The following is a 21,030-nucleotide window of genomic DNA, read 5'->3' as shown; positions in this document are numbered from 1 at the left end:
CGGGAGACCTGCCGCCGGACCCCGGCGGCAGGTGTTTTTTCAAGTGTCAGGCTTAGTAACCCTTCTGGATCCGGCCGAACGTCTTGGACCAGTCCTGTTCGTGGCTGTTCCAGTATTCCGGATTGGCGAATGTCAGACCGTTCAAGGTACCGCTCGGGTCGAAGGCCGGCAGGGTCGGGATCTTGCTTCCCAGATCCACCTTGGTCGGGTCGAGCGCCGGCGGGTAGTTCTGGCCTTCGGCAACGGCGATGGAGGTCTCCGGCGCCAGCATGAAGTTGAGCAGTTCCTCGCAGGGCTCCATGGGCGAGCCCTTGATGACGAACAGGCATTCCTGCCAGCCGAAGCCGTTGGGCGGATCGATGTAGCCGATGTCGTGGCCCTGTTCCTGCAGCGCGTAGATACGGCCGGACCAGCCTTCGGTGACGTAGATCTCCTCTTCCGCCAGAAGGCTCATCAGCTCGGCGCCGGACTGCCAGTATTTCAGCAGCAGGTCGCGGTTGGCGCGCACCGCATTCCAGACCGCGTCCATGTCGGTCGCCCCGTTCGGGTCCTGGTCCGTCTGCAGGGAGGCGTACCAGACACGGGTGCGCCAGTCGGACCAGCCACCGATCTTGCCCTTGTAGGCCGCGTCGATCAGAAGCTTGGCGCCTTTTTCCCTGGCTTCGTCGTCGGAGATGTATTTCCGGTTATAGGCGATGCCGGTGGTGCCGTAGTCGTAGGGCACGCAGGACAGCTTGCCGTCGGTCACGCCCCGGAAGACGTCGGTGAGCTTCGGGATGACATATTTGAGGTTCGGGATGTTGTCTTCGTTAAGCGTCGAATTCAGCCCGAGATTGACATAACGCGCATAGTCGAAGACGCCCGACAGGTGCGCGATGTTGTATTCGCCTTCCTGACTGGCCTTCACGCGGGAGAGATATTCATCGCCACCGCCGAAGGTGCCGTCGACCACCTTGATGCCGGTTTTCTTGGTATAGGGATCGAAGGCATATTTGCGGAAGGCTTCCGAGACGACACCGCCCCAACCGTCGAAACGGACTTCTTCGGTAGCCGCCAGGGCTTGGCGTGCAAAGGGGGTCTGGACACCATAGGCAAGACCGGCGGCGCCGATGAGCCCCAGGAATTTGCGGCGGTCGAGATCGCCGTTGAGATAGCGTTCGCGCAAGCGCTCGTAGCGTTTCGTATTGTCCATTTTCCTGTCCACTCCGGTTTGTTTTGATCGGTTTCTTGGATTTGTCGCGCGGTTCTAGCTGCCGCGCTGCATGGCCATCCGCCGGGCAAGCGCCAGTCCGAGGAGTGGCAGGCCGACGGTGAGAAAGATCATCACGGTGCCGAGCGCATTGATCTCCGGGGAGATGGAATTGCGCAGCATGGCGAAGATCTGGGTGGGAACGGTTTCCACGCCGCCCGGCTTCCAGAACAAGGTGCCTGTGATGTCGTCAAAGCTGATGGTGAAGGCGAACAGCATGCCGGCGAAGACCGCTGGCGCCAGCAGCGGCAGCGTGATCTGGAAGAAAGCCTGCACCGGGCTGGCCCCAAGGCTGAGCGCAGCCTCTTCATAGTCCCGCCGGATGCCGACAAGACGCGCCTGAACCACCAGGATGACGAAGGGAAGCGTGAAGATGACATGCCCCATCAGGAGGAGCACGAAGCTCTTGTTGATGGAGAGGAAATTGAGGAACAAAAGCAGGGCCACCGCCAGCACCACTTCCGGTACCAGAATGGGTGCGATCAGCAGGGTGGAGATCATGTTGCTGCCGGGCACCTGGTACCGGACCAGGGCAAGGCTTGCCAGAACCCCGAGCGTGGTGGAGATCACCGCCGTCAACGATCCCAGAATAATAGAAGTCCGGAAGGCACGGAGGATGGCTTCGTTGTTGGCAAGCTCGACGAACCAGCGGAAGGAAAGCCCCGTCATCGGGAAACTGCCGAACTGGCTGGCGTTGAAACTCAGGAGCACGACAACGGCCACCGGCAGGAACATGAAGAGATAAACCAGCATCGTGTAGCCGCGGATCAGCTTCCAGCCCATCAGCCCAGCCCCTTCATCAGTTGCCCCATGCCGAGGTAATGGTTGTAGATCAGCACCAGTGCGCCCAGGACGGCGAGCAGCATCAGCGAGAGCGCGGAACCGAGCGGCCAGTTGAGCTGGGTGATGATCGCCTCGAAGACGAGATTGGCGAACATGGCGTCCGTCGGCCCGCCGAGCACCAGCGGCGTGATGTAGGTTCCCGCGCTCAGCACGAAACAGAGCAGGCCGCCGGCGGCAAGCCCGGGCAGGGAAAGCGGCAGCGTGACTTCCCGGAACGCCTGCCAGCGGGTCGAGCCCAGCGAACAGGCGGCGTCTTCCAGCGACACGTCGATCCCCTCCAGGGCGACATAGACGTTGAGGACCATGAAGGGCAGCAGGAAGTGGACGAGCCCCAGAATGACGGTCGGCTCGTTATAGAGCATCTGCACCGGTTCGGAGACGATGCCCAGGTTGAGGAGTGCCCAGTTGACCGCCCCGGACACGCCCAGAATGTTGATCCATGACATGGTGCGGATGATGTAGCTGATCCAGAACGGCAGCATGAGCAGCAGGAGCAGAAGCGCCTTGTTGCCCCGTGACCGCGCAATGAAATAGGCGGCCGGATAGCCCATCACGGCGCAGGCGACCGTGGTGATGGCGGCGATCCGGAGCGTGCCGAGCAGGATATCGCGGTAGAAGGGATCGGTGAGCGCCTCCTGCCAGTTGTCGAGATAGAACCCGACCTGGTCGGCGCCCGTCGCAGTGCGCAGCCAGAAGGAATAAACGACAATGAAGAGCAGCGGCACGAAAAGCAGCAGCCCCACGGCGGTCAGGGCCGGTGACAGGAGTATCCACGGCTGCCGTTTTTCCCGCGCCTCGACGCTCATGCGTTCAACCCCGCGACCATCCCTTGTCAAAAGTGCTTGACTTCAGGGTCGCAGGCGGACCTTCATTGATCAAATAGATAATCAAAATTGCGAGTATTGATCAAATCTATGACGGCAGATCTCAGCCCCATCCAGGCGGAACGTCTGGCCCGCGAACTCGACTGGAACCTGCTCAGAACCTTTATCGTTCTGGCGCAATCGGGAAGCGTGACGCGTGCTGCTGAAAGACTTCGTCTGAAACAACCCACCGTGTCGAGCGCGCTGAAGCGGCTTGAAGACAGGCTCGGCCGCAAGCTCATTAACCGCAAGCCTGGGCAGTTCGAGCTGACCGAGGCCGGGACGCTGCTCCTGAAGGAAGCCATCGAGATTCAGGGCGCCATCCTACGCCTGGGAACGCTGATGCGCGATGTCACCGACGAGGTGCGCGGCCATGTCGAGATTGCCATGGCCAGTCACGTCGTCAGTCCGCTTTTCGACGACACACTGCGTGCGTTTCACGAACGTCATCCCGCCGCGACCCTCACCATCAATGTGTCAGCCAGCAAGGATGCGCTGGAAGCAGTCGGCTCCCGCCGCGCCTCAGTTGCCGTCTGTCTCGTGCGCGAACGCAATCCGAGACTGGAGTACCTGCGCCTCTTCCGGGAATATTTCGGCCTCTTCTGCGGCCCCACCCATCCGCTTTTCGGAAAGACGGATCTCACCAAAACCGATCTTGCCGGCCTTTCGGCAGTCAGTTTCGTCACCGACCGGCTCGAAGATGCCCTCCGGCCGGTTACCCTGATGCGAGCCGAAGCCGATCTGGAAGACCGTGTGGTCGGGACATCGGCCAACCTTGAGGAAGTCCGGCGAATGATCATCGCCGGCCTCGGCGTCGGCCCCCTGCCCGTTCACGTGGTCAAACGGGATGTGAAGGAGGGTCTCCTGTGGCAGCTGCCGCCTTATGACACCCTGCCGGACATCGATGTTCATGTGGTCTGGAACCCGAAGGCCAAGACGAACAGGGCGGAGAAGGCGCTTCTGGACATGCTGCTCGCCAGGATCCGGGAAACGCCGATCGAGGAGAGGACCTACAGGTAGACGCGGCAGCCTGGTGTACGGACTCACAAAATTTTCCAGTCGCATTGAAGTCCAGAGACCGGTTGGTGACCAAACACAATCCGTTACAGGATCTATGGAATGAACAAGCCGCACCAGAATGCCCGCACAGCCGTGCGAATTCAGCATTCACCTACCCGCATACCGTGTGAACCTCGACCAATCTCCTCCCGGCCAGCATTTGCGCTTGATTGCTTCGGCCAACCTCCGCACACTTGCAGTCAATTGAGAGGGAGAACGATCATGGCAACTTACCGCTGCAGCGTCTGCAACATGGGTGTGAATGCCACCTGTGCCGACTGCAATGAACCGCTTGTCAACGATACGCTCAAACTGGACGACGGCACCGAAGTTCAGATCTCGCGCTGCCCGAAATGCGGCGGCAAGATCAAGTCGCCGTTGTGTTGTGGACAGGACATGGTCTGCGAAGCCTGAAGCGCTGGTGCCCGCAATCCTCGTTTGACATGCGATTTTCCGCAGCTTGTGGCGAAAGCAATTTGCCTCGGTTCAAAACCAGTTGAACCGGGCACCGCTGGCAACCATCAGCAACAGTGAGGCGACCACCGCCACGACACCTGCTGAGATTGCCCCGGCCCACTGATGGAGCGCGGCATTGCCTCTGTGCCCGGCTGACAGGTCCCGCAACGCACTGGAGGACGTCGGAACCGGCCTCCGGTCATCCACCTGAAGGCTGTGCGTCCACGGACCGACCGCAGTTTTCTCGAATTGTGCCTTTTGAACAATTGCGGGACTTGCGGACCGGGACACGTTCTCGAAATAGAATCGATTTCCCAAATAAGCGTCGAGATTGCCCGATCTGTAAAAGTAATCGTTATTTCCGAACACGATCAGACCCGACAGAAACAGACCAATCGCAATGTTTCTTGTCTGGCCTCCTGAACCGCCGAACATCCAAAGGTACCTCAAAGCTTCATGGAAGAGCGCGGCCGCGCAGTGTCGGTTTGTCATCCCCGCGACGGGATCCTGACCGCCCTCTGACTGGCCGGCCGTGACGTGCAGGTGTCCATCCAGCGGACGAGATTTTTGAAATCGGAATAGCCGACCACTTCGGCGGCTTCGTAAAAGCCGTTGATGTTGCGGACCCAAGGCCAGCAGGTCATGTCGGCGATGGTGTAATCCGGCCCCATGACGAACTCCCGGTCTTTCAGGCGATTGTCCATGATGGTGTAGAGGCGGCGGACCTCATCCCGGTAGCGTTCGAAGGGCCGACGGTCCTCGAAGTGCTTCCCGTCGAACTTGTGGAAGAACCCGAGCTGTCCGCCCATCGGACCGAGCTGACCCATCTGCCACATGACCCACTGGATCGTGCGGAACTTCTCGGCCGGATTGTCCGACAGGAACCGATCGGTCTTTTCCGCCAGATAGATCAGCATGGCGCCCGATTCCCAAAGTGGCAGCGGCTGGCCGCCCGGCCCGTTCGGATCGATCATGGCCGGGATCTTGCCGTTCGGATTAAGCGACAGGAATTCCGCGCTTCTCTGGTCGCCAGTGCCAAAATCGACCAGATGCACTTCATAGGGAAGGCCCGTCTCCTCCAGCATCGCGGAGACCTTGACCCCGTTCGGCGTGGCGAGCGAGTAAAGCTGGATCCGGTCGGGATGGCTGGCGGGCCATTTCCGGGTGATCTGGAAGTCGGAAAGCGCAGACATGGAGGGCTCTTTTCGCGCGAAAGGGGCAGGTCCTCGAATATATGTCAGTTCTGACGATGCCACAATTGGTGGGGCCGCCGCGGTTCAACGGAATTGTTCCCTTTACCAGAACACATTATATGCTCGCGGTCAGGCATCACCCGGATTATCGGGACCCAGTGGACTTCAGGAGACCTCCATGGCTGACGATCACGAACCCCGGCTCGAGAAGCTGGAAATCGATCTTGCCCACGCCCTCAACACGATCGACGAACTCAACGGTGTGGTTTTCGACCAGGGCCGGCAGATCGAACGCCTGACCCGGCTGCTCACCAATATGACCGACCAGGTGGAAGAACTGATGGAAAACGTCCTGCCGGGGCACCAGATCGAAAAACCGCCCCACTACTGACCGCCGCGTTGCGGCAGGCCGACGGTGCCTCAGGCTGCCTCGGCTTCCATCTTCGGCTGGACCATGGCCAGCAGCAGCAACACGGTTACCGGAACGCCCAGCGCCCAGAACCGGAAATGGTTCATCAGAAAGCCGGCCAGCAGACCGCCCCCTGCAAAGGCGGAGAGAACCAGAGCCTGGTGGACGATCCTCGCCCGGCTGTCGGCACGGTTTTCCGGATGGGCGAAATAGTCCGACACTCCCAGGACAAGCTTCAGCGAATTGCCGGTCATCATCGTGGTCGGCACATGGCGGTTGAGGATCGTCAGCATGATGACGTTCTGCAGGGCCATGGCGATCGTCGACAGACCGACGGCGGTCAGGGTGACCGGCGACAACGGCCCGCCGGCCGAAGGGTCGCCCAGTCCGGCCACCAGCATGAAAGCTGCCACCAACACGGCCTCAAGTGCGAAAAGATGTCCGACGCTCACCCTTCTTTCCGATACCAGGCGGCTGACGGCGGTGAACCAGAACAGCGTCGAGGCAAAGAACATCACCAGCACGAAGATCTTCAGTGCCGCGTTGTCGCTTTTGTGGAACACCTCGGTACACAGGACGACCAAGGTCCCGGTGATGAAGGCGGTGAACGTGTGGAACAGGCCGAGGATGCAGACCACATCGATGAAACAGGCGCAGAACGCAAGCAGGACCGGAACCAGCGGACGGCTGTAATGCAGGGCCGAAATGTTGAACACGTCAGGTTTCCCTCGCTTGCCGGTTCCGTTTCAGGACACGCAAAAAGGCACGCATAACAACCTGCCCGCCACGATTTGTGCAAGAAGATGTGCCATGCACACAACCGCTTGCCAAGAGCGCAAAGCCATGGCATATACCCGCCATCATCAAGAGAAGGGCTGGCGCCCTCGCCAACCTGCCTGACCGGGCAAGGTGGTTTCCGCAAAATGGGATGCGGTCGTTGGAACCTTTTGAAGGACCATCGGCAACTAAGCGGTTCGATTTCATGCGCCAGTCCTCCTCGGGCAACCGATGGAGGATTTTTTGTTACAAGAGCCTATTGCCGGACGCGCGGCCACTCTGATCGAAAAGCAATTGACGGCCGGTGCCGAAATCACCGGTTCGGATATCTGGGAACGCGCCGCCGAGGATTGTGTCCTGGCGCGGATCAAGTCCCTGCGCCTCATCGGCGGTCTGCCGCGCCACAAGGCGCCGCTGGATGCGGAAACCCGGGTAGAGCGGCTTCGCTTGCTCCTGAAGCTTTGGGCCAACGGCTGCACCTGCGCCGTCGACGAAGACCTCTTCGCCGACATTTTGAACAGGCAGCGTCAAATCTGACGAAAAAGCACGGGGTCAGCCGGTCTGTGGCACGGGACGCGGCTTGCCGCTGTCATCGACCGCAACCATCGTGAACACCGCTTCCGTCACCTTTTCACGGTGACCGTAACGGTGACGCAACGCAAATGCCTCCAGCTTGATTTCCATGGAGGATGTGCCGACACGGATAACGTCGGTATAGACGCACAAGACATCTCCCACATGCACGGGCCGGATGAATTTCATCTTGTCGACCGCGATGGTGACGACGCGGCCCTGCGCCCTTTGTCCGGCGGCAATCCCGCCCGCCAGATCCATTTGCGACAGCACCCAGCCGCCGAAGATATCGCCGGCGGCATTGGTATCGGCCGGCATCGCCATGGTGCGCAATGTCAGATCGCCGCTCGGATTTTCGTCGCTCACGCCTGAACCCCTCCAGATGTTGTTTCCGGAAGACTAACGCGAGGTGAAAAGATCACAAGGGCAACCTGTTAAATCAGGACGGCAAGCACCGCCATGATCCACAGCGGCAGCGGCGCGGCAACCCAGATCAGCAGGATCGGCAGCCCTCTTTGGAGCAGGTTCGAACGGGACATCGGAGGTTCCCTTCTCAAAGGACGGTAATTTCAAGAACGGTCAGCACGGCCAGGGCACTGAGTCCGGTAGCAAAGGCAAGCCTCGCGCTGCCGATCAGCGTCCGGCCGGCGATATCCATGTTCGGCTGCTTCATGGCGCGGCTGTCCAGATACATGGACGTCAGCATGATCGAGAACACGATGAACCAGACGGCGACCAGAACTTCTGCAACTACAACGGCTGTGCTCAACATGCCGACCTCCAGGCGTCCGTCGTGATGGAAAGTTCCGGCGGCGGGGTTGTTCCGGCAAGGCCGAACGTGGCGAGCCAGAGGCTTTGAGCGATACGTTCGGCGACCATGATAACCTCGTCCGCCAGATCCGGGACATAAAGCTCGCGCACGACCGGGCGGAACACCTCCAGCCAGACGCCATAGTCGGAGTGAACCAGTTCCTTCTGTTTCAGGTGCGCCGGAACCGGCTTGCCCTTGTAGGCGCCGTTCTTCAGGAGCACGGACTGCCAGAAGGTCTCCATCTTCGCCAGATGCTCCTCCCAGCGGCCATCGAGGCGCCGCGTGAAGATTTCCCCAAGACGCGGATGCTCCCGGATGCAGCCGTAGAAGGTGTGAACCATCACCTGGATCGATTCTTCGCTGACATCTTCATAGCGCCTGAACCGGTCCCCCTTGCCTGCTACAGGCCGGGAGCCGAGCACTTGCGCCCCTGACACGAATTTGCGGGCTTCCATCACCGTCTCCAAACATTCATTTCATATGCATCTTTTAAATCTCACACCGCGACGCTAAAATCAACATCTAAGATGAATGTTTTATGGGACACAGCCATGCGCCTCAATCAGGCCAGTGACTTCGCCTTGAGAATTCTGATGGCAACCGGCCAGTCGGATGACCCGCAAACGGTCGGCAAACTCACGGAACAACTGGGACTGGCCCAGTCGCATGTGATGAAGATCGTCGCCCATCTGGCCAGGGGCGGCTATCTGGAAACCACACGCGGACGCGGTGGCGGCATCCGCCTGGCAAAGTCACCGGAGGCGATTCGGCTGGGTGACGTCGTCCGCCTGATGGAACCGGATCTGGGCGTGGTCGCCTGCCTGAAGCCGGAACCCGCAGTCTGCGCCTTCCTGCCCCGCTGCGCCCTGAAAGGTGCCATGGCCCGTGCGTCGGAAGCTTTTCTCGACAGTCTCAACACCGAAACGCTGGCATCGATCCTGGCGGGTACGCAGATGGCGGCCTTGCCTGAGATGTGAGTCTCGCCAAGGCTGCACCCAGGAACATTTGCCCACACTCAGCCTCATCCTGAGGAGGGCCCGCCTGATGCAGGCCGGCAGAAACCATCGGACACCCCACGCCTAAAGCGTCGAGGCCTGCTTCAGGAAGTCGATCTGCTCCAGGCAGTAATAGCCGGAAATGCGGCTGATGGTGCCGGCGCGTTTCCAGTCGTTCAGCACCCGGCTGACGTTCTCGCGCGCCGCTCCCGCCATATTGGCGATATCCGCCTGGCTGAGCTTGTAGTGGATCAGCACCCTGCCGTCGTCGAGCGTCTTGCCGAAGGTTTCCGAAAGCTGCAGCAGCGTTTGCGCGACACGCCCGGGAAGCGGCAGGAACGAGCGTGCGGCCAGAACGTCATTGGCATGTCGCAGCCGCTTGCCGACGATCGACAGCATATGGCGGTAGACCGCAGGATTTTCATCGGCGAATCTCTGGAAGGCTGCCTTGTCGATAAAGGCAACCTGCGCTTCCTTCAGCGCGATCACCGTCGCCGAGCGCGGGCGCCCGTCCAAAAGGGCCAGTTCGCCGACCAGATCTCCGGGACCCAGCACCGCCAGAAGCTGTTCGTTCCCGTCCACCGACAGGAGCGACACCTTCAGCGAGCCTTCCAGTACCGCGTAACAACCGTTTCCGGGGTCGCCGTTCTCGAAAAGGATCGTGCCGGACGGAACCTTCATCGGTCTGGCAAGGCGCGACAAGCCGACGGCCAGTTCCGGGTCAAGCCCTTCCAGCGAAAAGCTGTTTTTCAAAAAGTCCTTAATTTCCGTCACGCCTACCCCCTGACGTCCTGCCCTTCCGTCATGACCCCTTACCAACCTGCGCCGGTATTATTCGGTCAAGCGCAATCCTGTGATGTCCATCACGTGCAATCAAGCAAAATATGCCTATATCTAAAGACATGGAAGCGGGGTTGCCCCTCCCCCCTTCCTGGCCTCCACGAAAAACGGCTCTGTCCCCGCAGGGCCGTTTTTTCGTTGTCAAAGCATCATTCAGGATCTGGTCCGGGCTTGGCACTGCAACATCCATCCAACACCGTTGAAAAACCCCTAGCCTCGCCCGGCGGCGGCACCTTCCGATTCAACGCATTCGTGTGATGTCCGTCACATGAAATCAGGCAAAAGGCACCTATATCTAAAGTCATGGAAACGGGGTAGCCCCTCCCCCCCTTCCAGACCTCCACGAAAAACGGCTCTGTCCCCGCAGGGCCGTTTTTCGTTGTCAGTTCAAGAAAACGTCTTTCTTGTCCAGCGTGCGGAAAAAGCGGCCGCTGGCCAGAACCTCGTACTGGCATTCGCGGATGGCGATTTTCTTCGCCGGTTCGTCCCGGCGCAGGCGGTCATCCGACCGGCCGGGAATGGCGGCCACGAAGCTGCGGTCACTCATACCGTCGAAGTGATTGTGGAGCAGCCGGTGCAGTTCTTCCGGATCTCCGGTTGCCGGCAGCGGTGCGGCTTTCGGCAGAAGCTCGAGATTGTGGGCCTTCGCCAATCGCGACAACCGCAGCGACGTGAGCCCCGCCTCGACCGGCGAAATCACCAGCGGCGGCACCTCGAAATCCGCATGTTCGATCGCCTTGAAAACGAGGCGGGCCAGGGGAATGCACTCCAGAAGGCCTTCGCGCACGGCAACGAAATCCGGCTGGCGCTGCATCAGGACGCTGTAACGCGCAAGCTGTGCCTTGGCTTCCTCCAGCAGCACCTCGTCCGGCAGAAGCCGGAAGAAGGCCCGCCGGAGAAGGCTCTCCCGCTTAAACATGCGCTCGCCGTAAATCTCCTGCATCCGCGCGCTGACCGGCGACACCCGGTCGCCGCTGAAGGCAAGCGTTATACCGAACAATGCTTTCCTGCCGGTTTTCTCGGCGGTTTCCTGCAAGGGACGGAATTCCCGCGGCCAGAGTTCGGTCGCAACGATGGCGCCGAGCGCGCTCAAACGCCCCCGCTCCATAAGTTCGCGCAGGGCCCTGTCGACCCCGAAAGCGAGGCCGTAGTCCAAAGCTCCAAGTGTAATTCGCTTCATGAGCTTCCGAAGGCGGGTAAAAAATCAACAATCAGAATACCTTCCCTGAGGCATTCTCCAAGGCTTTTCAAGCCTCATCTTGAAAGAACGCGCGGATGTACGCCCGGTTTACCTGTCGCTCTCCGGCCCAATTACCCGCCTGACTACCGGCCCGAACCCCGGCTTGTGACCGGCTCGAACAACGGCCCGCCCAAACCCTCAACCTTGTAGACGACAAGGGTTTCCAGGCCAACGCCTTTCACCTTGCGCTCAAGCTCGGCCAGCTTTTCAACCAATGCAAAGGACTGCTTCAGATCACCGGCCCGGTCGCGGCGCTTTTCGGTGACGTAGAGCCCCGGCTTGCCGTAGCGAGCCATATCCGGCTCAGGTGCCATGATGTAGCGGATACGCTCGTTGAGCTGGGCAACCGGCAGCGTGTCCTTCATCAGGAAGTCGAGTTGCGCGTTCAGTCCGTAGCTTGTGGTGACGATGAAGCCTGCATTTTCCGCCTTGGCCAGTTCCCCGACAGCCGCGCCGATTTCCGGCCAGCCGCGCAGCTGGAAGGTCGGGTCCTTGCGGGCGAACTGTCCGGTCAGCGGCGCAACCGCATGCACCTGCACGACAACGGCAACGGCAAGTCCGCAGATGATGCCCACCGCCGCGAACCTCCGCCAGAAGGTCCTGCCGGGCTCAATTCCGGCTACGAACACCGCCGCCATCATCGCAAAGGCCGGGAACAGCGGCGCCGGCCAGTTGGCCTGAACACGGGCATGCAGCGAATGATAAAGGAGGTAGATGAGGAAGGGCAGAACGGTGAGCAGCACCAGGGAGGCCGCGCTCTCCCGCGCCTGCAATCGCCCGGAGAGCTTGACTGCGCCAAGAAGGGCGAGCACGGCGATCAGCGGATTGATCAGGCCGAGGGTCGCGCCCAGGAACTCGAAAATGTATTTGGCCGTAAAGCCGCCGCCACCGGCCCGGCCGAACTGCTTGTAGAAGCTGACCCACTCATGGGCATGGTTCCAATACAGCACGGGCAGGAAGCATAGAAGGGCGATCAGTCCGCCGGCCCAAAGCTGCCAGGACCGCCACCAGCGGCGCGCCTCCGGCACCCACAACAGCCACAGAACGATCCCCGCTCCCAGAAACAGGACGGAGTATTTCGAAAGCAGGCCGCATCCGGCCATCAACCCGATCAGCAGCCACCAGTTGGGATTTTCCGACCGGAGCAGCTCGGCCAGTGCCCACACGCTCAAGCCCCAGAAAAGAACGGAAGGGGCATCCGGCGTCGCCAGAATGCCGCCGATGCCGACAAGAAGGCTGGCATTCAGAAACAGCACCGCCCAGCCTGCGGCCGGCCTGCCGAAGAGCAGCCCGGCGGTGCGCCAGATCGCGAGCGAACCGATCACGCCGGAGAAGACCACCAGAGCCCGGACCGCGAAAACCGTATCTCCGAAAAGGGTCTGACCGGCGGCGATCCACCAGCCGATCATCGGCGGGTGGTCGTAGTAGCTCAGCGCCGGATAAAGGCCCCAGAGCCGGTAATAGGCTTCGTCCTCGACAAAATGCGCCTCACCCGCGGCAAAGAGCTTCAGGGCCGTCAGCAGGCCGACAATCAGGACCAGCCCGCCCGGCCGCAGGAACAGCGGCACGTCTCCGGTTTTCTTGCCGGTTTTCTTAGAAGTGGTCACGTCGCCTCTTCAGGACTTCCGCCATGTCAATGCGGAGCTGGCCGCATAGTTCCAGACGGCGCCCATTATCGCACCGGCCGTGCCCGCAAACCACCAGTAAGCCGGATCGGCATAGATCAGGTTCGCAACACCGACGTTCGCCAGCACGCCGACGGAACAGACGGCGTAGAAGGTCACAAGCCCGATCAGGACCCGCAGCCCGTGCAAGCGGCGGTCGCGATAGGTCAGCTGGTTGTTCAGGAAGAAGTTCGAGGTCATCGCGACGAAGGAAGCAGCGGTCTGCGCGAAGTTGAACTCCAGCCCGCCCAGCAGGAAGACCCGGAGGGCCGCCAGGTGAACAAACAACCCGCTTGCGCCGACAAGGCCGAACATCAGGAAGCGGACCGAAACGACGTCGCCGAAATACTTGGCAAGCAGCAGGCCGAAATAGTCGAGCGTCACCAGCGTATCGAGCTTGCTCTCGCCGTGCTGGCGCTCGCGGAATGTGAAGGGCAGCTCCTTGATCCGCAAGGCGCCTCCGGCGCTTGAGACCAGATCGAGAAGGATCTTGAAGCCCTGCGGCGACAGCTTCGGCGCGATCTCTTCGGCCTTGTCGCGGCGGACCATGAAAAACCCGCTCATCGGATCGCTCAAGGTGACGTTGAGCAGTTTCTGGGCGAGGCCGTTGGCAATGTTGGAGCCCCAGGCCCGGATGGAGGAGAGCCCCTCCCCGACGGTTCCGCCCGCAACTTTCCGGCTGGCAACGACAAGATCCGCCTCACCGGTTCTCAGCTCGGCCAGCATCTTCGGCAGCAGGGTCTCGTCGTGCTGAAGGTCGGCATCCATCACTGCGACATAGGGCGCGGAAGACGACAATATGCCCTCGACGCAGGCGCCGGAAAGTCCGCGGCGGCCAATGCGCCGGATCACGCGCACGCGGCTGTCGCTCTGCGCGATCTTGCGCGCCACTTCCGTGGTTCCGTCCGGTGAGTTGTCGTCGACGACAATCGCTTCCCAGGCAATGCCGGCAAGCGCCTTGTCCAATAGGTCCACCAGGATCGGGATGTTGGCGGCTTCATTGAAGCTCGGCAGGATCACGCTCAGTTCCGCGGCAGTCGCCGCCAGCGTTTGCGGGCCGGCGGTCTCGCTGTCTTCTGGTTTGATCCCGGCCATGTGCACCGCGCTGTCCATCTTCAACCCTTGTCCGTTCGGCCGCAGCCTTGCCGTACCACCGGCAGCCTTGCCGGACCTTTGCGCGGACCATAGCCCGCCAGGTGTTAATTACAAGAAAAGACGGACGGGCGCAGCGGACCGGTCTGGATCGCCCTCGAAACCTTGCCGCTGGCCGCCTGCCATCTCTGCCGCCCTTTTACCGCCAACTGTGATGCAAACAAGGCAATTTGGGCGCTTTATTCCGGTCTTTGCGTCAAACCGCCGTGTTTGGGCGCTCCTCGCATCTGGCTGCCTTGCTCTCGGCCCCTGTTTCGTCTAGGAAAACCGCAAATGGACCACCCTCGCCGGCAGGACAGTTTTCCTTGCCACGGCATGGAATTCGCCAGGACTTAAAAAGACTTCATGGCCAAAAAACCGAACAAACTGAAAGCCCGCCTGCCGCGCGGCTTCGTCGACCGCTCTGCCGATGACATCCGCGCAACGGACGAGATGCTGACCCGCATCCGCGCCGTTTACGAACAATACGGCTTCGATCCCGTTGAAACCCCGGCGTTCGAATACACCGATTGCCTCGGTAAGTTCCTGCCCGACACCGACCGGCCGAACGCCGGCGTCTTTTCCGTGCAGGACGACGACGAGCAATGGATGAGCCTGCGCTACGACCTGACGGCCCCGCTCGCCCGGCATGTCTCTGAAAACATCAACGAGATCCAGCTGCCCTACCGCACCTACCGGGCCGGCTGGGTGTTCCGCAATGAAAAGCCCGGACCGGGCCGGTTCCGCCAGTTCATGCAGTTCGACGCAGACACCGTCGGCGCACCGGGCGTCCAGGCGGATGCTGAAATGTGCATGATGATGGCCGACACGATGGAAGCCCTCGGCATTCCGCGCGGTCAGTATGTGATCCGGGTCAACAACCGCAAGGTTCTGGACGGTGTTCTGGAGTCCGTCGGCCTCGGCGGCGACGAACACGAAGAACGCCGCCTCACGGTGCTCAGGGCCATGGACAAGCTGGACAAGTTCGGCATCGAGGGCGTGCGCCTGCTTCTGGGTGAAGGCCGCAAGGACGAAAGCGGCGACTTCACAAAGGGCGCGGAACTCGATGAGGCAGCCATCGAAACCGTAGTGGCCTTTGTCTCCGGAACCGGTTCGCTCGAAAACGACGGTGTCGCCGAGCTCGACACCATGGCGGCAATCTTTTCCGCCTGCGGCTATGGCGAAGACCGGATCAAGATCGACCCTTCTGTCGTTCGTGGTCTCGAATACTACACCGGCCCGGTCTACGAGGCGGAGCTGCTCTTCGACGTCACCAACGAAAAGGGCGAAGTGGTCCAGTTCGGCTCCGTCGGCGGCGGCGGGCGATATGATGGCCTCGTCAAGCGCTTCACCGGCCGCGACGTTCCGGCGACCGGCTTTTCCATCGGAGTCTCGCGCCTGATGACGGCGCTGAAGAACCTCGGCAAGCTTGGCACCGCAGACGTGGTGGCACCGGTTCTCGTCACCGTCATGGACGGCGATGTGGCCGCGCTCGGCCGCTACCAGAAGATGGTTCAGGACCTGCGCGAAGCGGGTATTCGCGCCGAAATGTACCAGGGCAACTGGAAGAAATTCGGCAACCAGCTGAAATACGCCGACCGGCGCGGCTGCCCGATCGCCATCATCCAGGGGTCGGACGAACGCGATGCAGGTGAGATCCAGATCAAGGATCTGATCGAGGGCAAGCGATTGTCGGAAGAAATCACCGACAACATTACCTGGCGTGAAAGCCGCCCGGCGCAGGTCACCGTCAAGGAAGCCGACCTTCTTGAGACGGTTCGCGGTATCCTGGAGAGCCAGGCAGACGACCGCAGACGCCAGAACGGGGCCTGACATATGGCGAGGGAAGTGAAATGAACGCTTCGGCACGGACAACCGGACTGGACCAGTCCCGGATCGACAAGGTTCTGGCGCTGTTCAAGGCAGCCGGACATGACCTGGTGAGCCCGCCGATCCTCCAGCCGGCCGATGTCTTTCTGGACCTGACCGGCGAGGACATCCGCCGCCGCCTGTTCCTGACGAACGGCACGGATGGTCTCGACCTCTGCCTCAGGCCGGATTTCACCATTCCCGTCTGCCGTCATCATCTGGCGCAGGATCACGCCCGGCTGCCTGCCGCCTATTGCTACAACGGCCCCGTCTTCCGTCAGCGCGCGGACGGCCTCGGCGAAATTCCGCAACTCGGCGCCGAAAGCCTCGGACGGACAGATACGGCGGAAGCCGACGCGGACCTGCTTGCGCTTTCCGTCAAGGCCCTGGAAACGCTCGGGCTGGCGGACAGCTCGATCCGTATCGGCGACGAGACATTGTTCGCAGCCGTTCTGGAAGGCCTCGGCCTGCCGTCGGTCTGGCGCCGACGCCTGCGCGACCTTTTCGGCGAGACCGACAAGCTGGCCGGCGCGATTGCCCGCATGGCCGGTGGCGCGGCCTCCGACGACGACAGCCGCGACGTGCGGCTCGGCTTTCTGTCGGCCCTGGAAGGAGCAGATCCGGAAGCGGCTCATGCGGTTGTCGAGGACCTGCTGTCGATCGCGGGTATTTCCGCCGTCGGCGGGCGCACGCCGAGTGAAATCGCGGACCGGTTCCTGGAACAGGCCGCCCTTGCCAGCGGCGCGCGCGGACACGACAAGGCTGCCGAAACCCTGTCGGCCTATCTGGCGCTCAAGGCGGATGGCGTCAACGCCGCTGAAGTGCTGCGCGGCTTCGCCAAGGATGCCGGACTTGATCTCGACACGCCGATCTCGGCATTCGAACAGCGCCTTGCCGCACTCGGCGACAAGGGCATCGACCCGGCGCGGCTGACTTTCGCCGCCGAGTTCGGAAGGCGGCTCGACTATTATTCCGGCTTCGTCTTCGAAATCCATGCCGCGTCCGGCCCGGTCGAGGGCCCGCTTGTCGGCGGAGGCCGTTACGACAAACTGGTCACGCTGCTGGGGGCGGACAGGGATGTTCCGGCCATCGGCTTTTCGATGTGGCTCGACCGGATCGCAGCGAGTGTTAAGGGCTGACCAATGAGCAAACTGATCATCGCCATTCCGTCCAAGGGCCGCCTGCAGGAAAACACTCATGATTTCTTCGGCCGTGCGGGCCTGAAGGTGCTGCAGCCGGGCGGCGCGCGCAACTACCGGGGCGCCATCAAGGGGCTTCCCGATGTGGAGATCGCCTTTCTGTCAGCCTCGGAAATCGCACGCGCGCTTTCCGATGGCGCGGTCCACTTCGGCATCACCGGCCTCGATCTGGTGCATGAAAACATCGCAGACCCGGAAGGCACCGTCCATATCGTGACCCCGCTCGGATTCGGTCCGGCCGACGTGGTCATCGCCGTGCCCAAGGCCTGGATCGACGTGGAAACCCTGGCGGATCTTTCCGATGTCGCCTCCGACTTCCGCAACCGCCATGGCCGCCGACTGCGCGTCGCCACCAAATATGTGAACCTTACCCGCGCCTTCTTCGCCCGGCACGGCATTGCCGATTACCGGATCGTGGAAAGCGCAGGTGCGACCGAGGGCGCTCCTGCCGCCGGCACCGCGGAACTCATCGTCGACATCACCACCACCGGCTCCACGCTCCAGGCCAACAACCTGAAGATCCTCACCGATGGCGTGATGCTGAAGAGCCAGGCGAACCTTGTGGCTTCGCTCAGCGCCGACTGGTCGGAAACGGCCCTTGCGGCGGCGCGTGCGATCCTGGACCGGGTCGCCGCGGAAGAAGCCGCGCGCAACGTCAAGCTGGTGAAGGCTGTCGTCGACGACCGCACCCAGGCGCTTCGCGCCGTCAGCAAGGTCGGTGCCGTGCAGCGCTTCTCCGATATAGCCGACGGCCATCACGTCAGCGTGCTTTGCCCCAGGGACGCGGTCGCCGACTGCGCCCAGCTCCTCATCGAGGAAGGCGCGGAGACCGTGACCGTGGAAACGCTCGACTACGTCTTCTCCAGAGAAAACCGCCTGTTCGCGCCGTTGAAGGACAAGGTCGGCGGGTAGCCCGCCGTGCGGCTTTTGTTCCAAGACGGCTTCGCCGTTTACGTACGCCCCAACCCTTCCCCACAAGGGGAGGCTTGGGGGTTGGGGGTATCCGGCCTTTCCAGAGAATGGAACGGGCGGCCGTTGGCAATCACATCCCCCTCACCGGCCGCTTGAATTCTGCCCGCGCCTTTTCCACCTTCTCCCGGCAGCAGCATCCCTCCAGGTGATCGTTGACCATGCCCATCGACTGCATGAAGGCATAGACGGTGGTCGGGCCGACAAAACTCCAGCCGCGCTTTTTCAGGTTCTTTGAAAGCGCCGTGCTTTCCGCCGTCTTGCCGAGTGTCCGCGCGGTGGCGAAATCAAGCTGAGCGGGACGGTCTTCCGGCCTCGGTTCGAAGGACCAGAAATAGGCGGCAAGCGAACCGAACTCGGCTTTCAGCTCGATGGCCCGCTGCGCGTTGTTGATGGTGGATTCGATCTTGCGGCGGTGGCGGACGATGCCGGCGTCCTGCAGGCAGCGTTCGACATCGGCCTCGGTGAAACGAGCGACTTTCTCGAACTCGAAATTGGCAAAGGCGGCGCGGAAAGCCTCGCGCTTGCGCAGGATGGTCAACCAGGACAGGCCGGACTGGAAGCCTTCCAGGCAGATTTTCTCAAAAAGGCGCCGGTCCTCCTCGACCGGCCAGCCCCATTCCGTATCGTGGTAGCGCTGGTAATCCTCCAGACCGCCGTGCCACCAGCAGCGGCTTTCCCCGTCCGCCCCGGTCAGCAGTCCGGTTTCGGGGTCCCTCTCCGCCTTCGCGGTTTTCGCTGTAGTCTGCTCGGCCATACTCACACCAATATTCACTCTTTGTTCTCATCTGGTAATGCCCTGACACCGGATGCGCAAGCAGAATCGCGAATTGAAAAACAAAACCCGGCACAAGGCCGGGTCATTGCCGAACAGGAATTGGAAGGCCCGATCAGGCGAACAGGGCGTCGATATCGTCCTGGGTCGCGACATCCACGTCGCTTTCAAGAGCCGGGCCGTTGAGAAGCGCCGCGTCGCCCTCCTTCAGATCCCGCTGCTCGACCGTGATGTCCTTGAAGCTTTCGATGCCGCCCCAGATATCCATCATCTGGATGATCCGGTCTTCGACAAAACGCAGCGTCCCGACGACCTTGGTGATGCGCTGGCCGGTCAGGTCCTGGAAGTTGCAGGCTTCGAAGATCTGGATGACCTTGTCCTGGATATCCCCGGTCAGCTCCGCGTCTTCCTTGTCGATCCGTGCCGACAGGGTATTGGCGGTCTGGTCTATGAACTCGGCAGCAGAGAGAATGGTTTCCGTCGCCCCTTCCGTCCCGATCACGACCGCGTCCAGTTCGTTGGTCACACGGGTCATTTCCTCGCCGTTTGTGCCGGTCGTGTGGTGAAGGGTTGCGATTTCCTTCTTGGTCTGGGCGATCGCTTCGTAAATGGCGTCCAGCTCGACCTTGAGCTTGGCGGCTTCCGACAACTCCTTGCGGAACTCTGCCATGAACTTCTCGCTCATGGCTTCAGGGTCGAGACCCTTCCGGTCGCCGTCAGCGCCGTCGCGAAGCATGGCTTTCAGGCTGGCGATTTCCGCCATGACTTCCTGATGACGCCGCTCTCCCGCATAAGCCGGGTCTTCCGCAGCCGCGGAATTCATGCGTATCAGATTTTCCGCTCGAAAGGATCGCTTCACCGCGGTCATACCCACTCCCGTCCCATAGCCCCTGCAGGCGTATTCATTTCGCCATGTGATCCCCTTATAGCTTGGGAAGTTTAAGGAATTGTTTTTTCAGCGTTTGCGGAATCCGAAAGAAGGATTTTGTCTTTGGCAACAGTTTCTTGGCTTCCCTCCGTAACGCCCTTTGGCTATCCTCGGCAAACTAACTGACCATGCAACCACACGCAGGCTTGAAAGCCCGCCGGCACTTGCCGAAACAGAAAGTTCCCGCCCTCCATGCCGCAGCAAACGGCGTTCTGACAAATGCAAGCCTTGCGCCGCTTCCTGATCCTCTTCCTGCTCCCGGGCCTGCTGCTTGTTTCGCCGGTACAGGCTGCCAACGATTCCTTCTCCACGGAGGAACTGCTGGCGGGGTTCGAGAAAACCGTTTTCGGCCTGGAATACCGCAGCTGGAGCTGGCGCCCCTATCTCGTCAAGAAATTCACGACCCCGGTCCGCTTCTACGTTCACAATCTGTCGTCAAGAGACCGCAGAAAAACCGTCTACAGGTTCATCCGGGACATCGGCAAACAGGTCGGCGGACTGACGACGAACGTGGCGGATACCCCTTCCAGGGCCAATTTCGAGATCTATGTCGTCGACCGCGCGCAATATGAAGCAGTGGTCAGAAAGGACGTCTACAAGAGCGAACGGGCAAAGGTGCCCGGACGGTGCCTGGTGCGCGTCGTCTCCGGGCGCAACGGCATCAAGCGCTCCACGGCCGTCATCGTCTCGGACGAAGGCGAGTTTCTGTTCAAGCGCTGCCTTGTCGAGGAAACCCTGCAGGGCCTCGGTCCCATGAACGACGATGCGTCGCTCACCCACTCTGTCTTTAACGATTCCTCCCGCCACAGCCGCTTCACGGTCTTCGATCAGATCATATTGAACATGTTGTACGATCCCCGGATCAAGCCGGGCATGTCTCAACAGCAAACCCGGCCAATCCTTCCGCTGGTCGCCCGGGATGCCCGCCGGCGCGTGCGTTAACCAACGATTTTCCGAAACCGCAAGGTTTTCAATCGCACCCGGAAAGCTTCCGTCCTACCTCTTGTTGGCGATAGGAGTTCATTAAGTCTGTTCTTCAACAAAGGAATAACCATAAGAACGATTTGCCGAAAATCTGGCGGCAGGATTCACTTTTGACTGAGCCGCACTCCTTATCATCGTTGCCAACCCGTTAACCGGCAGGATAAAATTCTGCCAGACGTGGTCGATGACAAGTCAAGAGTGCC

At 61.0% G+C, this 21,030-nt stretch carries 23 protein-coding genes and 1 riboswitch; of the genes, 9 read left to right on the top strand and 14 right to left on the bottom strand.

Going from position 1 to position 21,030, the window contains the following annotated elements:
• Positions 1 to 52: 52 nt before the first annotated feature.
• The 3 genes from ACQY7U_RS03770 to ACQY7U_RS03760 are packed head-to-tail and all read right to left on the bottom strand — an operon-like array spanning position 53 to position 2,898.
• Positions 53 to 1,192 carry an extracellular solute-binding protein gene (locus ACQY7U_RS03770; protein ID WP_428642117.1) on the bottom strand — a complete coding sequence of 380 codons (1,140 nt, stop codon included), beginning with the start codon at positions 1,190 to 1,192 and terminating at the stop codon, positions 53 to 55.
• A 54-nt stretch (positions 1,193 to 1,246) separates the two neighbouring features.
• Positions 1,247 to 2,032, bottom strand: coding sequence for an ABC transporter permease (locus ACQY7U_RS03765; RefSeq protein WP_428642114.1), 786 nt, complete (start codon positions 2,030 to 2,032; stop codon positions 1,247 to 1,249).
• Entirely contained in the window at positions 2,032 to 2,898 is an 867-nt protein-coding gene (locus ACQY7U_RS03760) for an ABC transporter permease (RefSeq protein WP_428642112.1), read from the bottom strand. The genes ACQY7U_RS03765 and ACQY7U_RS03760 overlap by 1 nt, the downstream gene beginning before the upstream one ends.
• 108 nt (positions 2,899 to 3,006) lie before the next feature.
• On the opposite strand from ACQY7U_RS03760, the gene ACQY7U_RS03755 reads away from it, so the two are divergent.
• Complete coding sequence (locus tag ACQY7U_RS03755) at positions 3,007 to 3,975, top strand: LysR family transcriptional regulator (protein WP_428642111.1); 969 nt, start codon at positions 3,007 to 3,009, stop codon at positions 3,973 to 3,975.
• A 261-nt stretch (positions 3,976 to 4,236) separates the two neighbouring features.
• On the top strand, positions 4,237 to 4,428 hold the full coding sequence (locus ACQY7U_RS03750) for a hypothetical protein (protein WP_428642109.1): 192 nt from the start codon (positions 4,237 to 4,239) through the stop codon (positions 4,426 to 4,428).
• A 530-nt stretch (positions 4,429 to 4,958) separates the two neighbouring features.
• Here ACQY7U_RS03750 and ACQY7U_RS03745 read toward each other — a convergent pair.
• A complete protein-coding gene (locus ACQY7U_RS03745) occupies positions 4,959 to 5,663 on the bottom strand; it encodes a glutathione S-transferase N-terminal domain-containing protein (protein ID WP_428642107.1) in 705 nt (234 codons plus the stop codon).
• 178 nt (positions 5,664 to 5,841) lie between these two features.
• Between ACQY7U_RS03745 and ACQY7U_RS03740 the strand changes: the two genes are divergently transcribed.
• Positions 5,842 to 6,054 (top strand): SlyX family protein, encoded by a 213-nt coding sequence (locus ACQY7U_RS03740; protein ID WP_428642103.1) that lies wholly within the window; start codon positions 5,842 to 5,844, stop codon positions 6,052 to 6,054.
• A gap of 29 nt (positions 6,055 to 6,083) precedes the next feature.
• Here ACQY7U_RS03740 and ACQY7U_RS03735 read toward each other — a convergent pair whose 3' ends face one another.
• The gene (locus ACQY7U_RS03735) at positions 6,084 to 6,788 is read right to left on the bottom strand and encodes a YoaK family protein (RefSeq protein WP_428642101.1); all 705 of its coding nucleotides are present in this window, start codon (positions 6,786 to 6,788) and stop codon (positions 6,084 to 6,086) included.
• 139 nt (positions 6,789 to 6,927) lie between these two features.
• Positions 6,928 to 7,051, top strand: a riboswitch (SAM-I-IV-variant riboswitch).
• Between the two features lie 41 nt (positions 7,052 to 7,092).
• Between ACQY7U_RS03735 and ACQY7U_RS03730 the strand changes: the two genes are divergently transcribed.
• Positions 7,093 to 7,386: a hypothetical protein gene (locus ACQY7U_RS03730; RefSeq protein ID WP_428642099.1), complete on the top strand. Its 294-nt coding sequence runs from the start codon at positions 7,093 to 7,095 to the stop codon at positions 7,384 to 7,386.
• Positions 7,387 to 7,401: 15 nt separating this feature from the next.
• Here ACQY7U_RS03730 and ACQY7U_RS03725 read toward each other — a convergent pair whose 3' ends face one another.
• From ACQY7U_RS03725 to ACQY7U_RS03715, 3 genes are all read right to left on the bottom strand, one after another.
• Positions 7,402 to 7,746 carry an acyl-CoA thioesterase gene (locus ACQY7U_RS03725; protein ID WP_428642161.1) on the bottom strand — a complete coding sequence of 115 codons (345 nt, stop codon included), beginning with the start codon at positions 7,744 to 7,746 and terminating at the stop codon, positions 7,402 to 7,404.
• Positions 7,747 to 7,975: 229 nt separating this feature from the next.
• The gene (locus ACQY7U_RS03720) at positions 7,976 to 8,194 is read right to left on the bottom strand and encodes a hypothetical protein (RefSeq protein ID WP_428642097.1); all 219 of its coding nucleotides are present in this window, start codon (positions 8,192 to 8,194) and stop codon (positions 7,976 to 7,978) included.
• Entirely contained in the window at positions 8,188 to 8,688 is a 501-nt protein-coding gene (locus ACQY7U_RS03715; RefSeq protein WP_428642094.1) for a group III truncated hemoglobin, read from the bottom strand. The genes ACQY7U_RS03720 and ACQY7U_RS03715 overlap by 7 nt, the downstream gene beginning before the upstream one ends.
• 96 nt (positions 8,689 to 8,784) lie before the next feature.
• Here ACQY7U_RS03715 and ACQY7U_RS03710 point away from each other — a divergent pair, with 96 nt between their 5' ends.
• Positions 8,785 to 9,210: an RrF2 family transcriptional regulator gene (locus ACQY7U_RS03710; protein WP_428642091.1), complete on the top strand. Its 426-nt coding sequence runs from the start codon at positions 8,785 to 8,787 to the stop codon at positions 9,208 to 9,210.
• Between the two features lie 102 nt (positions 9,211 to 9,312).
• Here the strand turns inward: ACQY7U_RS03710 and ACQY7U_RS03705 are convergent, their stop codons facing one another.
• The 4 genes from ACQY7U_RS03705 to ACQY7U_RS03690 form a co-directional block, all read right to left on the bottom strand.
• The gene (locus tag ACQY7U_RS03705; protein WP_428642088.1) at positions 9,313 to 10,002 is read right to left on the bottom strand and encodes a Crp/Fnr family transcriptional regulator; all 690 of its coding nucleotides are present in this window, start codon (positions 10,000 to 10,002) and stop codon (positions 9,313 to 9,315) included.
• 448 nt (positions 10,003 to 10,450) lie between these two features.
• Positions 10,451 to 11,248 carry a ChbG/HpnK family deacetylase gene (locus tag ACQY7U_RS03700; protein ID WP_428642085.1) on the bottom strand — a complete coding sequence of 266 codons (798 nt, stop codon included), beginning with the start codon at positions 11,246 to 11,248 and terminating at the stop codon, positions 10,451 to 10,453.
• A 143-nt stretch (positions 11,249 to 11,391) separates the two neighbouring features.
• The gene (locus ACQY7U_RS03695; RefSeq protein ID WP_428642083.1) at positions 11,392 to 12,915 is read right to left on the bottom strand and encodes an ArnT family glycosyltransferase; all 1,524 of its coding nucleotides are present in this window, start codon (positions 12,913 to 12,915) and stop codon (positions 11,392 to 11,394) included.
• A 9-nt stretch (positions 12,916 to 12,924) separates the two neighbouring features.
• On the bottom strand, positions 12,925 to 14,085 hold the full coding sequence (locus tag ACQY7U_RS03690) for a glycosyltransferase family 2 protein (protein WP_428642081.1): 1,161 nt from the start codon (positions 14,083 to 14,085) through the stop codon (positions 12,925 to 12,927).
• A 384-nt stretch (positions 14,086 to 14,469) separates the two neighbouring features.
• On the opposite strand from ACQY7U_RS03690, the gene hisS reads away from it, so the two are divergent.
• Genes hisS through hisG form a run of 3 tightly spaced genes read left to right on the top strand, consistent with a single transcriptional unit; the run spans position 14,470 to position 18,083 of the window.
• The gene (gene hisS, locus ACQY7U_RS03685; protein WP_428642078.1) at positions 14,470 to 15,936 is read left to right on the top strand and encodes a histidine--tRNA ligase; all 1,467 of its coding nucleotides are present in this window, start codon (positions 14,470 to 14,472) and stop codon (positions 15,934 to 15,936) included.
• A 20-nt stretch (positions 15,937 to 15,956) separates the two neighbouring features.
• Positions 15,957 to 17,111, top strand: a complete 1,155-nt coding sequence (locus ACQY7U_RS03680) for an ATP phosphoribosyltransferase regulatory subunit (protein WP_428642075.1) — start codon at positions 15,957 to 15,959, stop codon at positions 17,109 to 17,111.
• 3 nt (positions 17,112 to 17,114) lie between these two features.
• Positions 17,115 to 18,083, top strand: a complete 969-nt coding sequence (gene hisG / locus ACQY7U_RS03675; RefSeq protein WP_428642072.1) for an ATP phosphoribosyltransferase — start codon at positions 17,115 to 17,117, stop codon at positions 18,081 to 18,083.
• Between the two features lie 130 nt (positions 18,084 to 18,213).
• On the opposite strand, the gene ACQY7U_RS03670 is transcribed toward hisG, so the two are convergent.
• Both ACQY7U_RS03670 and ACQY7U_RS03665 read right to left on the bottom strand, forming a co-directional pair.
• The gene (locus ACQY7U_RS03670) at positions 18,214 to 18,897 is read right to left on the bottom strand and encodes a DNA-3-methyladenine glycosylase I (protein WP_428642070.1); all 684 of its coding nucleotides are present in this window, start codon (positions 18,895 to 18,897) and stop codon (positions 18,214 to 18,216) included.
• Between the two features lie 133 nt (positions 18,898 to 19,030).
• Entirely contained in the window at positions 19,031 to 19,738 is a 708-nt protein-coding gene (locus ACQY7U_RS03665; RefSeq protein WP_428642068.1) for a protein phosphatase CheZ, read from the bottom strand.
• Positions 19,739 to 20,062: 324 nt separating this feature from the next.
• Here ACQY7U_RS03665 and ACQY7U_RS03660 point away from each other — a divergent pair, with 324 nt between their 5' ends.
• Entirely contained in the window at positions 20,063 to 20,785 is a 723-nt protein-coding gene (locus ACQY7U_RS03660; RefSeq protein WP_428642066.1) for a DUF2927 domain-containing protein, read from the top strand.
• The last annotated feature ends 245 nt before the right edge of the window (positions 20,786 to 21,030 follow it).

The organism is Roseibium sp., assembly GCF_050301095.1.
GTDB lineage: Bacteria > Pseudomonadota > Alphaproteobacteria > Rhizobiales > Stappiaceae > Roseibium.
Note: the sequence above shows the minus strand (reverse complement) of the source record. Positions and strands in the feature narration are given on the sequence as shown.

Coding starts and splice junctions, on each gene's coding strand:
- ACQY7U_RS03755 (WP_428642111.1), top strand. CDS start 3,007: ATGACGGCAGATCTCAGCCCCATCCAGGCGGAACGTCTGGCCCGCGAA.
- ACQY7U_RS03660 (WP_428642066.1), top strand. CDS start 20,063: ATGCAAGCCTTGCGCCGCTTCCTGATCCTCTTCCTGCTCCCGGGCCTG.
- ACQY7U_RS03710 (WP_428642091.1), top strand. CDS start 8,785: ATGCGCCTCAATCAGGCCAGTGACTTCGCCTTGAGAATTCTGATGGCA.
- ACQY7U_RS03700 (WP_428642085.1), bottom strand. CDS start 11,248: ATGAAGCGAATTACACTTGGAGCTTTGGACTACGGCCTCGCTTTCGGG.
- hisS (WP_428642078.1), top strand. CDS start 14,470: ATGGCCAAAAAACCGAACAAACTGAAAGCCCGCCTGCCGCGCGGCTTC.
- ACQY7U_RS03770 (WP_428642117.1), bottom strand. CDS start 1,192: ATGGACAATACGAAACGCTACGAGCGCTTGCGCGAACGCTATCTCAAC.
- ACQY7U_RS03765 (WP_428642114.1), bottom strand. CDS start 2,032: ATGGGCTGGAAGCTGATCCGCGGCTACACGATGCTGGTTTATCTCTTC.
- ACQY7U_RS03670 (WP_428642070.1), bottom strand. CDS start 18,897: ATGGCCGAGCAGACTACAGCGAAAACCGCGAAGGCGGAGAGGGACCCC.
- ACQY7U_RS03720 (WP_428642097.1), bottom strand. CDS start 8,194: ATGTTGAGCACAGCCGTTGTAGTTGCAGAAGTTCTGGTCGCCGTCTGG.
- ACQY7U_RS03725 (WP_428642161.1), bottom strand. CDS start 7,746: ATGGCGATGCCGGCCGATACCAATGCCGCCGGCGATATCTTCGGCGGC.
- ACQY7U_RS03745 (WP_428642107.1), bottom strand. CDS start 5,663: ATGTCTGCGCTTTCCGACTTCCAGATCACCCGGAAATGGCCCGCCAGC.
- ACQY7U_RS03750 (WP_428642109.1), top strand. CDS start 4,237: ATGGCAACTTACCGCTGCAGCGTCTGCAACATGGGTGTGAATGCCACC.
- ACQY7U_RS03665 (WP_428642068.1), bottom strand. CDS start 19,738: ATGAATTCCGCGGCTGCGGAAGACCCGGCTTATGCGGGAGAGCGGCGT.
- ACQY7U_RS03760 (WP_428642112.1), bottom strand. CDS start 2,898: ATGAGCGTCGAGGCGCGGGAAAAACGGCAGCCGTGGATACTCCTGTCA.
- hisG (WP_428642072.1), top strand. CDS start 17,115: ATGAGCAAACTGATCATCGCCATTCCGTCCAAGGGCCGCCTGCAGGAA.
- ACQY7U_RS03690 (WP_428642081.1), bottom strand. CDS start 14,085: ATGGACAGCGCGGTGCACATGGCCGGGATCAAACCAGAAGACAGCGAG.
- ACQY7U_RS03680 (WP_428642075.1), top strand. CDS start 15,957: ATGAACGCTTCGGCACGGACAACCGGACTGGACCAGTCCCGGATCGAC.
- ACQY7U_RS03715 (WP_428642094.1), bottom strand. CDS start 8,688: ATGGAAGCCCGCAAATTCGTGTCAGGGGCGCAAGTGCTCGGCTCCCGG.
- ACQY7U_RS03740 (WP_428642103.1), top strand. CDS start 5,842: ATGGCTGACGATCACGAACCCCGGCTCGAGAAGCTGGAAATCGATCTT.